Origin of the sequence: Streptomyces polygonati, assembly GCF_042650325.1 — a bacterium.
Lineage (GTDB): Bacteria > Actinomycetota > Actinomycetes > Streptomycetales > Streptomycetaceae > Actinacidiphila > Actinacidiphila polygonati.
The window spans coordinates 502,961-515,108 of sequence record NZ_JBHSBB010000010.1 but is presented as its reverse complement, the minus strand read 5'-3'; the positions used below and the strand labels follow the sequence as shown (position 1 = coordinate 515,108).

At 72.1% G+C, this 12,148-nt stretch carries 12 protein-coding genes; 6 read left to right on the top strand and 6 right to left on the bottom strand.

Annotation, left to right across the window (positions count from 1 at the left end):
* Window positions 1–25: 25 nt before the first annotated feature.
* Window positions 26–901: a DeoR/GlpR family DNA-binding transcription regulator gene (locus tag ACFO3J_RS14960; RefSeq protein WP_386430219.1), complete on the top strand. Its 876-nt coding sequence runs from the start codon at window positions 26–28 to the stop codon at window positions 899–901.
* A gap of 9 nt (window positions 902–910) precedes the next feature.
* On the opposite strand, the gene ACFO3J_RS14955 is transcribed toward ACFO3J_RS14960, so the two are convergent.
* Complete coding sequence (locus ACFO3J_RS14955; RefSeq protein WP_386429875.1) at window positions 911–1,540, bottom strand: TetR/AcrR family transcriptional regulator; 630 nt, start codon at window positions 1,538–1,540, stop codon at window positions 911–913.
* A gap of 127 nt (window positions 1,541–1,667) precedes the next feature.
* Here ACFO3J_RS14955 and ACFO3J_RS14950 point away from each other — a divergent pair, with 127 nt between their 5' ends.
* Window positions 1,668–3,134 (top strand): MFS transporter, encoded by a 1,467-nt coding sequence (locus ACFO3J_RS14950; protein WP_386429874.1) that lies wholly within the window; start codon window positions 1,668–1,670, stop codon window positions 3,132–3,134.
* 180 nt (window positions 3,135–3,314) lie between these two features.
* On the opposite strand, the gene ACFO3J_RS14945 is transcribed toward ACFO3J_RS14950, so the two are convergent.
* Window positions 3,315–5,072 carry an acetyl/propionyl/methylcrotonyl-CoA carboxylase subunit alpha gene (locus ACFO3J_RS14945; RefSeq protein ID WP_386429873.1) on the bottom strand — a complete coding sequence of 586 codons (1,758 nt, stop codon included), beginning with the start codon at window positions 5,070–5,072 and terminating at the stop codon, window positions 3,315–3,317.
* A gap of 425 nt (window positions 5,073–5,497) precedes the next feature.
* On the opposite strand from ACFO3J_RS14945, the gene ACFO3J_RS14940 reads away from it, so the two are divergent.
* Window positions 5,498–5,938 carry a hypothetical protein gene (locus tag ACFO3J_RS14940; protein ID WP_386429872.1) on the top strand — a complete coding sequence of 147 codons (441 nt, stop codon included), beginning with the start codon at window positions 5,498–5,500 and terminating at the stop codon, window positions 5,936–5,938.
* A 37-nt stretch (window positions 5,939–5,975) separates the two neighbouring features.
* Here the strand turns inward: ACFO3J_RS14940 and ACFO3J_RS14935 are convergent, their stop codons facing one another.
* From ACFO3J_RS14935 to ACFO3J_RS14920, 4 genes are all read right to left on the bottom strand, one after another.
* Entirely contained in the window at window positions 5,976–6,581 is a 606-nt protein-coding gene (locus ACFO3J_RS14935) for a Maf family protein (RefSeq protein WP_386429871.1), read from the bottom strand.
* 106 nt (window positions 6,582–6,687) lie between these two features.
* Window positions 6,688–6,822: a morphogenic membrane protein MmpB gene (mmpB, locus tag ACFO3J_RS14930; protein ID WP_386429870.1), complete on the bottom strand. Its 135-nt coding sequence runs from the start codon at window positions 6,820–6,822 to the stop codon at window positions 6,688–6,690.
* Between the two features lie 84 nt (window positions 6,823–6,906).
* A complete protein-coding gene (locus tag ACFO3J_RS14925) occupies window positions 6,907–7,113 on the bottom strand; it encodes an acyl-CoA carboxylase subunit epsilon (RefSeq protein WP_386429869.1) in 207 nt (68 codons plus the stop codon).
* A gap of 119 nt (window positions 7,114–7,232) precedes the next feature.
* Window positions 7,233–8,822: an acyl-CoA carboxylase subunit beta gene (locus ACFO3J_RS14920; protein WP_386429868.1), complete on the bottom strand. Its 1,590-nt coding sequence runs from the start codon at window positions 8,820–8,822 to the stop codon at window positions 7,233–7,235.
* 184 nt (window positions 8,823–9,006) lie between these two features.
* Between ACFO3J_RS14920 and ACFO3J_RS14915 the strand changes: the two genes are divergently transcribed.
* The 3 genes from ACFO3J_RS14915 (at window position 9,007) to ACFO3J_RS14905 (ending at window position 12,083) form a co-directional block, all read left to right on the top strand.
* The gene (locus ACFO3J_RS14915) at window positions 9,007–9,873 is read left to right on the top strand and encodes a biotin--[acetyl-CoA-carboxylase] ligase (RefSeq protein ID WP_386429867.1); all 867 of its coding nucleotides are present in this window, start codon (window positions 9,007–9,009) and stop codon (window positions 9,871–9,873) included.
* A 234-nt stretch (window positions 9,874–10,107) separates the two neighbouring features.
* Window positions 10,108–11,199, top strand: coding sequence for an adenylate/guanylate cyclase domain-containing protein (locus ACFO3J_RS14910; RefSeq protein WP_386430218.1), 1,092 nt, complete (start codon window positions 10,108–10,110; stop codon window positions 11,197–11,199).
* An 80-nt stretch (window positions 11,200–11,279) separates the two neighbouring features.
* Window positions 11,280–12,083 carry an enoyl-CoA hydratase/isomerase family protein gene (locus tag ACFO3J_RS14905; protein ID WP_386429866.1) on the top strand — a complete coding sequence of 268 codons (804 nt, stop codon included), beginning with the start codon at window positions 11,280–11,282 and terminating at the stop codon, window positions 12,081–12,083.
* Window positions 12,084–12,148: the final 65 nt, after the last annotated feature.

Here is a 12,148-nt window from a genome sequence, read left to right as displayed (position 1 = left end):
AGAACGTCGCCAATTGATCCTGGAAATGGTGCGGGCGAACGGAGCGGTCTCGCTTCGTGAACTCGCCCGGGTCGTCCAGACCTCCGAAGTGACCGTGCGCCGCGACGTACGCGCCCTGGAGGCCGAAGGACTGCTGGACCGCCGGCACGGTGGTGCGGTGCTGCCGGGTGGCTTCACCCGCGAGTCCGGATTCCCGCAGAAATCCCACCTGGCGACGGCCGAGAAGACGGCGATCGCCGATCTCGCCGCCGGTCTGGTGGCCGAGGGCGAGGCCATCGTGGTCGGCGCCGGCACCACCACCCAGGAGCTGGCCAGACGGCTGGCCCGGGTGCCGGGCCTGACCGTGGTCACCAACTCGCTGCTGGTCGCGCAGGCGCTCGCGCACGCCAACCGGGTGGAGGTGGTGATGACCGGCGGCACCCTGCGCGGCTCCAACTACGGCCTGGTGGGCAGCGGCGCCGAGCAGTCCCTGCAAGGGCTGCGGGTCTCGCGCGCCTTCCTGTCCGGGGCGGGCCTGACCGCCGAGCGCGGCCTGAGCACCTCCAACATGCTCGCCGCGAGCGTGGACCGGGCGCTGGTCCAGGCGGCCGGCGAGGTCGTGGTGCTGGCCGACCACACCAAACTCGGCGCCGACACCATGTTCCAGACGGTGCCGACGGATGTGATCACCCATCTGGTGACCGACGAGCCGCCCGCCGACGACGAACGGGCGGGCACCGAGTTGCAGGCGCTCGCCGATCGCGGGGTGCAGATCGCGGTGGCTCCGGCCCCGGGCACCGACACCCCCACCGGACGGCCGCGCCGTGAGACCCCGCTGCCCGGCCCGAGACGGCATCAGCCGCCCCGCGGCCCCGACCAGCAGCCACCCACCCCGCGGCTGGCGGACGTCCGCCGCCGGTAGCCGCCGCCGCTAGACCTGCTGCCCGGCGGGTGCCGGAGCCGCCGCCGGTTGTGCCTGCGCCGCGGGCGCGTCCACCGGGTCCTCCGTGTCCTCCGCGGCGTCGCGGGTCCGGATGCCGTCGGTCATCACCGACATCAGCCGGCGGAACAGCCCGCGGTCCTCGGTGTTCTTCTCCGCGGTCACCACGATCGCGTACGTCAGCTTCAGCAGGTCGCCGATCGTCACATCCGCCCGGATCGTCCCCGCCTGCTGGGCCCGCCACAGCAGCGAGCCGCCCGTCGTCGGCATCTTCGTCCGGCAGGCGGGCATCTTCGCGTCGGACGCCTCCATGATGGCCGCGGCCAGCCCGCGGTAGATGGTGGAGTGCGCGGCCACCGCGTGCAGCCACTTGGTGAGCGCCGCCGCCGAGTCCTCCTCGCCGAGCAGTTCGCGCCCGCGGGCGGCGAGCGCTTCGACCTCCTGCTCGAAGACGGCGTTCATCAGCGCGTAGCGGTCGGGGAAATGGCGGTAGAGGGTGCCGACGCCGAGCCGGGCGTGCCGGGCGATGTCCTCCAGGGCGACATCGGTGCCGTGCACGATGAACGCCTGCCTGGCCTCGTCGAGCAGTCTGTCGTAATTGCGCTGCGCGTCCGCCCGCATGCCTCATGCCTCCTGAAGTGGCCGTTTCCGCCGCGTTCCCCGTAGTGATTGTAGAACCGGAGGTTGGCTCCGTATAGTTACCGGAGGCGCCCTCCGCTTACCTCTCGCCGCTGGAGGCTTACTTTCCATGTCCACGCCCACCACGCGTGATCAGACCACCACCACCGGCCTGCCGTCCCCCACCCGCAGGCACCACCCATTCTTGGCCCTCGCCGCCATTATCGGCACCCAGCTGATGCTGCTTCTCGACGCCACCGTGGTGAACGTCGCGCTGCCCAAACTCAGCCTCGACCTGGGCTTCACGCCGACCGGCATGTCCTGGGTGCTCAACGTCTACACGCTGGCGTTCGGCGGTCTGCTGCTGCTCGGCAGCCGGATCGGCGACCTGATAGGCCGGCGCACCGCCCTGGTATGGGGGGTGGCCGCCTTCACCCTGGCCTCCGTGGCTGGCGGCCTGGCCACCAGCGCCACCGTGCTGCTGGTCGCCCGCGGACTCCAGGGCGCCGCCGCCGCGCTCGCCGCGCCCAGCACCCTCGCGCTGATCGCCACCTCCTTCACCGAGGGCAGCGAGCGCAACCGCGCGCTCAGCGTCTTCTCGGCGGTGGCCGGGGCCGGCTTCGCGATCGGTCTCACCGTCGGCGGCATGCTCACCGGCTGGGGCTCCTGGCGCTGGGTGTTCTTCATCAACATCCCCATCGGCATCGCCATCGTGCTGATCGCGCCCCGCTTCATCAAGGAGACCGCACGCCACCGCGGCGGCCGGTTCGACATCGCCGGCGCGCTGACCGGCACGCTCGGGATGGCCTCGCTGTCCTACGGCTTCATCCGGGTCGGCGAGAACGGCTGGGGTGACGGGCGCGCGCTGACCTCGTTCGTGATCGCGGTCGCGCTGCTGGCCGCGTTCCTGATCAACGAGCTGCGGGCCGACCGGCCGCTGGTCGTGCTGCGGCTGTTCGCCGACCGCAACCGCGCGCTGGCCTACTGCGTGATGCTGCTCGTGCCGGCCAGCATGTTCGGCGTCTTCTACTTCACCACGCAGTATCTCCAGACGTATCTGCACTACAGCCCGCTGCGGACCGGCTTCGCCTTCGTCCCCCTGGCCGCGATGCTCTTCGCCGCGGCCCGGCTGGCGCCGCGCGCCATCGCCCGGTTCGGCGCGAAGCGGACCGCCGCCAGCGGGATCACGCTGACGCTGTGCGGGGGGCTGTGGATCACCCAGCTGTCGGCGTCCGAGGGGTACGTGGCGGGGCTGCTCGGACCGATGCTGCTGTTCGGGGTGGGGATGGGCTTCACGATGATGCCGCTCAACACCTTCATCCTGTCCGGTGTCGAGCCCAAGGACGCGGGGTCGGCATCCGGCCTCCTCCAGACCATGCAGCAGGTCGGCGGCAGTGTCGGACTCTCCGTCCTGGTCACCGTCTTCGGCACGGCCTCCCGCCACGCCCACGGCAATGTCTTCCTCCACGGTGCGACGGCGGCGTTCGCCGCGGGGGCGGTTTTCGCGGGGGTGTCGCTGGTGCTGGCGCTCTCGCTCAAGTCCGTGGCGGGCGCCGGGTCCCGCCGGCCCAGCCCCCTGGCGTCTTCTTCGGACTGACGCCCGGTCCCGGCTGAGCGCGCAGTTCCCCGCGCCCCTGACGGGGCGCACCTCGCCGGGGGGAAACTCCGAGCCCCGTAGGGGCGCGGGGAACTGCGCGACCAGCCCCCCACGGCCGGTGGTCCGGAGTCCGGCCGTGAGGGGCTGGGGCTGCGGACCGGGTCCACCTCCCCGTAGGGGTCAGTCCTTGATCTCGCAGATGATCGCGCCGGAGGACACCGAAGAACCGACCTCCGCCTTGAGCCCGAGCACGGTCCCCGTGCGATGCGCGTTCAGCGGCTGCTCCATCTTCATCGCCTCCAGGACCACGATCAGGTCACCCTCCTTGACCTGCTGCCCCTCCTCGACCGCGACCTTGACGATCGTGCCCTGCATCGGGGACGGCAGCGCGTCACCCGAGACAGCGCTGGCCGCCTTCGTGGCGGCCCGCCGCTTGGGCTTGGCGCCGCCCGCCGCCGCGGTACGCGCCAGCGTCATGCCCAGCGACGCCGGGAGCGAGACCTCCAGCCGCTTGCCGCCGACCTCGACCACCACCGTCTCGCGGCCGGGAGCCTCCTCCTCGTCCACGAAAGCCCCGGTGAACGGCGGAATCGTGTTGTTGAACTCGGTCTCGATCCAGCGGGTGTGGATGGTGAAGGGGCCGTCCTTGGGCGCGAAGGCGGGGTCGGCGACCACCGCGCGGTGGAAGGGGATGGCGGTGGCCATGCCCTCCACCTGGAACTCCGCCAGCGCGCGGGCCGCCCGCTGAAGGGCCTGCTCGCGGGTGGCGCCGCTGACGATGAGCTTGGCGAGCAGCGAGTCCCAGGCCGGGCCGATGACCGCGCCGGCCTCAACGCCGGAGTCCAGCCGGACACCGGGGCCGCTCGGCGGCGCGAACGCGGTGACCACGCCGGGGGCGGGCAGGAAATTGCGCCCGGGGTCCTCGCCGTTGATGCGGAACTCGAAGGAGTGACCGCGCAGCGGCGGGTCGTCGTAGCCGAGCGCCTCACCGTCGGCGATCCGGAACATCTCCCGGACCAGGTCGATCCCGGAGACCTCCTCGGTGACGGGGTGCTCGACCTGGAGGCGGGTGTTGACCTCCAGGAAGGAGATCGTGCCGTCCTGGCCGACCAGGAACTCGCAGGTGCCGGCCCCGACATAGCCCGCTTCGCGCAGGATCGCCTTGGACGCGGTGTAGAGCTGGGTGTTCTGCTCCTCGGTCAGCCAGGGCGCCGGCGCTTCCTCGACCAGCTTCTGGTGGCGCCGCTGGAGCGAGCAGTCGCGGGTGGAGACGACCACGACATTGCCGTGGGTGTCGGCCAGGCACTGGGTCTCGACGTGGCGCGGGCGGTCGAGATAGCGCTCCACGAAGCACTCGCCGCGGCCGAACGCGGCGACCGCCTCGCGTACCGCCGAGTCGTAGAGCTCGGGGACCTCTTCGAGGGTGCGGGCGACCTTCAGGCCGCGTCCGCCACCGCCGAAGGCGGCCTTGATGGCGATGGGCAGGCCGTGCTCCTGGGCGAAGGCCACCACCTCGTCCGAACCCGAGACCGGGTCGGGGGTGCCGGCCACCAGCGGGGCCCCGGCGCGCTGGGCGATGTGACGGGCCGCCACCTTGTCGCCCAGATCGCGGATGGCCTGCGGCGGCGGTCCGATCCAGGTCAGGCCGGCGTCCAGGACGGCCTGGGCGAACTCCGCGTTCTCCGACAGGAATCCGTAGCCGGGATGGACCGCGTCGGCGCCCGATTCGGCGGCGGCCGCCAGCACCTTGCCGAAGTCCAGGTAACTGCTGCCGGGTGTGTCACCGCCCAGGGCGTAGGCCTCGTCGGCCACGCGGACATGCAGCGCTTCACGATCGGGATCAGCGTAGACGGCCACGCTGGCGATCCCCGCATCCCGGCAGGCACGGGCGACTCGAACTGCGATTTCACCGCGATTGGCGATAAGGACCTTACGCACGATGACTCCCTCCTTGAAACAAGCCGAGTTTAGGTACTGGCCACACTCGATGCCGAGGCACCCCTGCGGTGAGCTTGCCCACACGGAGGGTGATCCAAGGGCCTGAACAACCCCTGAAAGCCCGCTCAGTCCACGGTACGACCCGGCCAGGGGCCATGTCCCGCACTCCCCGCTGTGCGGCGGATCTCGGAAGGGATCGGATGCTCCATCCGGGCTTCTTTTGTAGAAACCCTACGAAGAGAGCCCGGAAAATTTTCGACCCCGGATCTCTGGGCGGATACCCGGGCGGATCCCCAACGAGTGCCGGTCCGGGACCTCTTGTCGTTGACGGTACCCGTGAGTAGCGTGCAGACCGCGAAGTACCCGGGGTAACCTCCCGGGCGGTGTCCGCCGCTGGGACACCCGGGAGAGCGGGGAGACAGGACATGCGCAGAGGGATAGCCGCCGGCACGGCGGTGGCGCTGGTTCTGGAAGCGCTCACGGTCGCCTTCGTGAACTGGGTGCTGGGCCTGGCGGTGAAGCACCAGCAGATGTCCCTGGCCGGACTCGGCACCGACGAGATGGCGCTCGGATCCTGGGCGGGCGGCGCGGTGTTCGGGCTGTTCCTGGCGGGCTGCGCGCTGCTGGTGGCCCGGATCGCCTGGCGCGACCGGACGGCCGGGCGGCTCGGCCGGATCGTGCTCATCGGCTGCGCGGTGGTGCACGGCGTGGTCGGCGCGGTGGTGGTCGGCCTGGTCGGCTGGTGGGCGTTCGCCGTGATGATGGCCGTGCTGGCCGGACTGGTCGCCACCCTGGTGCAGTACGCGCCGGAGGACCGGCCGCGGCCGGATGAGGCGCCGCCGGCCGCGCCCCCGGCCACCGCCTGAGCCGGCCCGCCGCTCCCCGAACGGCGGGGCCGGGCTGTCACACCCACAGATCCGTGATCCGTACGTCCAGTTCGGCCAGCAGCCGCCGCAGCAGCGGGAGCGACAGCCCGATCACGTTCCCCGAGTCGCCGTCGATGCCCTCGACGAACGGCGCCGCCCGGCCGTCGATGGAGAACGCGCCCGCCATGTTCAGCGGCTCGCCGCTCGCCACATACGCGGCCACCTCGGCGTCGTCCGGCGTCCCGAACCGTACGGTCGTCGAACCGGTCCGCGACACCTGACGGCCGGTCAGGGTGTCGATCACGCAGTGGCCCGTCCGCAGCACCCCGCTGCGGCCGCGCATCGCCCGCCAGCGCTCGACGGCCTCGGCCGCGTCCTTGGGCTTGCCCAGCGCCCGGTCGTCCAGCTCCAGGACCGAGTCGCAGCCGACCACCAGCTCACCGCCGTCCAGCAGACCGCCGCCGGCCACCGCCTCGGCCTTGGCCACCGCCAGCACCCGGGCGAGTTCGGCGGGGGTCGGCGCGGTGATCGCCTCCTCGTCCACCCCGCTCACCAGGACACGCGGGTCGAACCCGGCCTGCTTCAGCAGACCGAGCCGGGCGGGGGAGGCGGAGGCGAGCACGAGGACACGGGAGGAAGTCACCCGGACATCGTAGGGAACCGCGCGATCACGTCCCGCCGGGCGCCCACCGCACCGAAGGCTCCCAGCGCACCCACGGCACCGAAGGCTCCCACCGTGCCCGCCGCGCTCAGGCCCGCCAGGCGGCCAGCGCCATCACCACCGCGGCGGCGAACGCGATCAGCACCATGGCCCGGCGCAGCATCGTCTGCGCGCGGCGCATGTCCTCCGGGGGACCCTCGTGTCGATCGTCCGACCACAGCATGTCCCCAGGGTTGCGCCGAGGTGAAGCCCCGCGCCTGAGTATCCGTACTCAGAAGCGGGGCTCAGTCTCACCCGTAACGGTGGTTTACGCCGGCCACACCGACATCCGCCAGGCGCCGGGGCCCGGACGGGGGGTGCGACGCAGCGTGCCGCGGGCCGGGTCGGCCCAGGCGGCCAGGCTCTCCGGGCTGTCGGCGGCCGACTCCAGCGCCGCGGCCCGCGCCTGGACCAAGGCCACCACGGCCGCCAGTTCCTCCGGGGTCGGACTTCCCCGCTCCACCTTGATCACCACGGGACCACTCCTGTTCTCCACAACGGGACGACTCTGTCGGCTGTGTCGGCTGTGTCGACTGCGATGGCTGTAAGGGATACGACAGGTTGGACAGCTGTGCCTGCTGAGGCGCCTACCCCCTACAACGGAATGTTCCCGTGCTTCTTAGGGGGTAGGCTCTCCCGCTTGTTGCGGAGCGTCCGCAGCGCCTTCACCAGTTGGGCCCGGGTCTTGGACGGCGCGATCACCGCGTCCACATAGCCGCGTTCGGCCGCCACGTACGGATTGAGCAGTGTGTCCTCGTACTCGGTGATGAACCGCTGCCGCAACTCCTCGGCCTCCTCCGGGGTCGCGGCCTCCGCCAGGGTGCGGCGGTAGAGGATGTTCACCGCGCCCTGCGAGCCCATCACCGCGATCTGCGCGGTCGGCCAGGCCAGATTGAGGTCCGCGCCCAGGTGCTTGGAGCCCATCACGTCGTAGGCGCCGCCGTAAGCCTTTCGGGTGATGATCGTGATCAGCGGAACGGTCGCCTCGGCGTACGCGTAGATCAGTTTGGCGCCGCGGCGGATGATGCCGTCCCATTCCTGGCTGGTGCCCGGAAGGAATCCGGGGACGTCGACGAAGGTGATCACCGGGATGTTGAAGCTGTCGCAGGTCCGGACGAAACGCGCTGCCTTCTCCGAGGCGTCGATGTCCAGGCAGCCGGCGAACTGCAGCGGCTGGTTGGCGACCACGCCCACCGGGCGGCCCTCGATACGGCCGAAGCCGGTGACGATGTTCGGGGCGAACAGGCTCTGGGTCTCCAGGAACTCCCCGTCGTCCAGGACATGCCCGATGACCTTGTGCATGTCGTAGGGCTGATTCGCCGAGTCCGGGATCAGCAGGTCGAGTTCGAGGTCCTCGTCGGTGACCGTCAGGTCCCCCTCGGCCGGGAAGGCCGGCGGTTCCTCCAGGTTGTTGCTCGGCAGGTAGGACAGCAGCGCCTTGACGTACTCGAAGGCGTCCTTCTCGTCACCGGACAGGTGATGGGCGTTGCCCGAGGTGGTGTTGTGGGTGCGGGCGCCGCCCAGCTCCTCCATGCCGACGTCCTCGCCGGTCACCGTCTTGATCACATCGGGACCGGTGATGAACATGTGCGAGGTCTGATCGACCATCACCACGAAGTCGGTGATCGCGGGGGAGTAGACCGCGCCGCCGGCGCACGGGCCGACGATCAGGCTGATCTGCGGGATCACCCCGGAGGCATGGGTGTTGCGGCGGAAGATCTCGCCGTACATCCCCAGCGAGGTGACGCCCTCCTGGATCCGCGCGCCGCCCGAGTCGTTGATGCCGATCATCGGACAGCCGGTCTTCATCGCGAAGTCCATCACCTTGACGATCTTCTCGCCGTACACCTCGCCCAGCGCGCCGCCGAACACCGTGAAGTCCTGCGAGAAGACCGCCACCGGGCGGCCCTCGACCGTGCCGTAGCCGGTCACCACGCCATCGCCGTACGGCCGGTTCTCGGCCAGGCCGAAGTTGGTGGAGCGATGCCGCGCCAGTTCGTCCAGCTCGGTGAACGACCCCTCGTCCAGGAGCAGTTCGATCCGCTCCCGGGCGGTCAGCTTGCCCTTGGCGTGCTGCTTCTCCACCGCCCGCCCCGAACCGGCGTGCGTCGCCGCCTCGATACGGTGGCGCAGGTCGGCGAGCTTCCCCGCGGTCGTGTGGATGTCGTACTCCGGCTCGGCCATGGAGGCGGCTCTCCTGCTCTCGGCGGATCGAACGGTGACGTTCCCTCCGCCCGCTGAAATGACTGACGGGTAACGCTGCTGTGTAGCGTAATGGCGACGCTCGGGTACGGGCACTGCGGCGTTCGACACACCCCCGGGGCCGCGCGGACCCGGGGACGCCGGGGCGCCCTCGTAGGGTGAGGCCATGACGCGCAACCGCTGGTCCGATCTGGAACGACCGCCCCTCAACGCCTCCGCGCTGCGCCGGGCGGTCGTCGTCCCGGACGGCCTGTGGACCGACCTCGACGTGGTGGAGGCCACCGGCTCCACCAACACCGACCTCGTCGTCCGGGCCGAACACGGCGCCCCCGAGGGGGCGGTGCTGATCGCCGAGGAGCAGACCGCCGGCCGCGGCAGGCTCGACCGGCGGTGGACCGCGCCGGCCCGCTCCGGGCTGTTCTTCTCGGTGCTGCTCCGGCCGGGCGAGCCCTCGGGCGACCGCCAGCCGGTGCCCGTGCACCGCTGGGGCTGGCTGCCGCTGCTGGCCGGCGTCGCCACCGCCACCGCGCTGTCCCGGGCGGCCGGCGTCGACACGGCGCTGAAGTGGCCCAACGACCTGCTGGTCACCGTCGGGGGCGAGGAGCGCAAGGCGGCCGGCCTCCTCGCCGAGCGGGTCGGCACCGCCGTGGTCATCGGTATCGGCCTCAATGTCACGCTGCGCGCCGAGGAGCTGCCGGTCCCCACCGCAGCCTCGCTGGCGCTGGCCGGCGCCCAGGGCACCGACCGCGACCCGCTGCTGCGGGCCGTGCTGCGCTCGATCGCCGACTGGTACGAGGCCTGGCGCGAGGCCGGCGGCGACCCGGCCGCCTCCCGTCTCCAGCAGACCTACGCGGCCGGCTGCGCCACCCTGGGCCGCCAGGTCCGGGCCGAGCTGCCCGGCGGCCGGGAACTCTCCGGTACGGCGGTGGCGGTCGACGGCGACGGACGGCTGGTGATCGCCGGGCCGGGCGGGGAGGAAGCGGTGGGCGCGGGCGATGTCGTCCACCTGCTGCCGGGCGGCGGACAGGGCTGACCGGGGGCGCCCGGGCCGTCGGTGAGCCCGGTGCGAGTGAGCCAGGGCACACCTGCCGTATCTTTGAGGAGCTGCGTCGTCTCGATGATCGGAAGGGCTGTGCGCAGGGATTCTTTCGGGGCCGGGCGGTAGATCGTGGACAACGACAGCGCCTCGCCGGACGAGCCGTACTCACCGCATCCGGGTGCTGGACCGGACGCGGTGCGCGGCGATCGCGGGGTCCCGTTGCCCGCGATGGGCTTCGTCGACCCCGGGGACGGCGCGGACCCCGACCAGGACCCCGAATCGGGTGAATATCCGGACACCGGTGAGCATCCGCTCGCCCTGCGGCTGGAGCAGCTGATCCTGGGCGCGCCCCGCCGCTACACGCCCTTCCAGGCGGCCCGCACGGCCGGTGTCTCGATGGACCTGGCGTCCCGCTTCTGGCGGGCGATGGGCTTCGCCGACATCGGCCAGGCCAGGGCGCTCACCGAGGCCGATGTGCTGGCGCTGCGCCGGCTGGCCGGACTCGTCGAGGCGGGCCTGCTCAGCGAGTCGATGGCGATCCAGGTGGCCCGGTCCACCGGCCAGACCACCGCCCGGCTCGCCGACTGGCAGACCGACTCCTTCCTCGAAGGCCTCACCGAGCCGCCCGAGCCGGGCATGACCCGCGCCGAGGTGGCGTATCCGCTGGTGGAACTGCTGCTGCCGGAGCTGGAGGAGTTCCTGATCTACGTCTGGCGGCGCCAGGTCGCGGCGGCCACCAGCAGGGTCGTCCAGTCCGACGACGAGGAGGCGGTGGACCGCCGGCTCGCGGTCGGCTTCGCCGATCTGGTGGGCTTCACCCGGCTCACCCGGCGACTGGAGGAGGAGGAGCTCGGCGAGCTGGTGGAGGCCTTCGAGACCACCGCGGCCGATCAGGTGGCCGCCTACGGCGGCCGGCTGATCAAGACGCTCGGCGACGAGGTGCTCTTCGTCGCCGACGACCCCGGCACGGCGGCCGAGATCGGCATGCGGCTGATCGAGACGATGACCGGCGACGAGTCCATGCCGGCGCTCCGGGTCGGGATGGCCTTCGGCACGGTCACCACGAGGATGGGCGATGTCTTCGGCACCACCGTCAATCTCGCCTCCCGGCTCACCTCGATAGCTCCCCGCGACGCCGTCCTCGTCGACGGCGACTTCGCCGAGGCCCTCGGCGCGGCGGGCGACGCCCCGGTCTCGGAGGCCGATGTGGACGCCGGCTCCGCCGAGAAGTACCGCTTCGCGCTCCAGCCGATGTGGCGCCGCCCGGTCCGCGGCCTCGGCGTGGTGGAGCCCTGGCTGCTCACCCGCCGCGCGCACTGACCGGCGCCCCCGGCCGCGCTGCCCCGCTGGCAGGATGTGTCCCGTTCGGGGGCATGGACCGGCGGCGGAAGGACGGCGTGGTGGCTGAGGAGCAGCGGTACGGGGAGTTCGTACGGGTGCGGCGGCACGGCGAGCGGGTGGCCGAGCTGGTGCTGGACCGGCCCGCGGCCATGAACGCGGTGTCCACGCCGATGGCCGAGGCCATCGCGGGGGCGTGCGAGGCGCTGGGCCGGGACCGGACGGTGAGCGTGACCGTGCTGACCTCGTCCAACGACCGGGCGTTCTGCGTCGGCGCCGACCTCAAGGAGCGCAACGCGCTCAGCGACGCCGAACTGGGCCGCCAGCGCCCCCTCGCCCGGGCCGCGTACACCGGAGTGCTGGAACTGCCGATGCCGGCGGTGGCCGCGGTGCACGGCTACGCCCTCGGCGGCGGCTTCGAGCTGGCGCTGAGCTGCGACCTGATCGTCGGCGACGGCACGACGGTGCTGGGCCTGCCCGAGGTGTCCGTCGGGGTCATCCCGGGCGGCGGCGGTACGCAGCTGCTGCCCCGCAGGGTCGGCGCGGCCCGCGCCGCGGATCTCGTCTTCACCGCCCGCCGGCTGGCCGCCGCCGAGGCGGCGGCGCTCGGCCTGATCGACCGGCTCGCCCCCGAGGGGGAGGGCGCGCGCGACACCGCCCTGGCGCTGGCCGCCGTCATCGCGGCCAACTCCCCGGTCGGCCTGCGCGCGGCCAAGCGCGCGCTGCGCCTGGGCCACGGCCTGGACCTGCGGACCGGCCTGGAGGTGGAGGACGCGGCCTGGCGCACGGTCGCCTTCTCCGGGGACCGGGTGGAGGGTGTGGCCGCGTTCAACGAGAAGCGCCGCCCGGACTGGCCCGGGGAGTAGCCGGGGGCGCTCCGCTCGTTCGGCCCAGCGATCGCCGGGCCAGCGGTCGCGCCGGGGCAAATCTC

Coding starts and splice junctions, on each gene's coding strand:
- ACFO3J_RS14910 (WP_386430218.1), top strand. CDS start 10,108: ATGGGCTTCGTCGACCCCGGGGACGGCGCGGACCCCGACCAGGACCCC.
- ACFO3J_RS14950 (WP_386429874.1), top strand. CDS start 1,668: ATGTCCACGCCCACCACGCGTGATCAGACCACCACCACCGGCCTGCCG.
- ACFO3J_RS14915 (WP_386429867.1), top strand. CDS start 9,007: ATGACGCGCAACCGCTGGTCCGATCTGGAACGACCGCCCCTCAACGCC.
- ACFO3J_RS14940 (WP_386429872.1), top strand. CDS start 5,498: ATGCGCAGAGGGATAGCCGCCGGCACGGCGGTGGCGCTGGTTCTGGAA.
- ACFO3J_RS14920 (WP_386429868.1), bottom strand. CDS start 8,822: ATGGCCGAGCCGGAGTACGACATCCACACGACCGCGGGGAAGCTCGCC.
- ACFO3J_RS14955 (WP_386429875.1), bottom strand. CDS start 1,540: ATGCGGGCGGACGCGCAGCGCAATTACGACAGACTGCTCGACGAGGCC.
- mmpB (WP_386429870.1), bottom strand. CDS start 6,822: ATGCTGTGGTCGGACGATCGACACGAGGGTCCCCCGGAGGACATGCGC.
- ACFO3J_RS14960 (WP_386430219.1), top strand. CDS start 26: ATGGTGCGGGCGAACGGAGCGGTCTCGCTTCGTGAACTCGCCCGGGTC.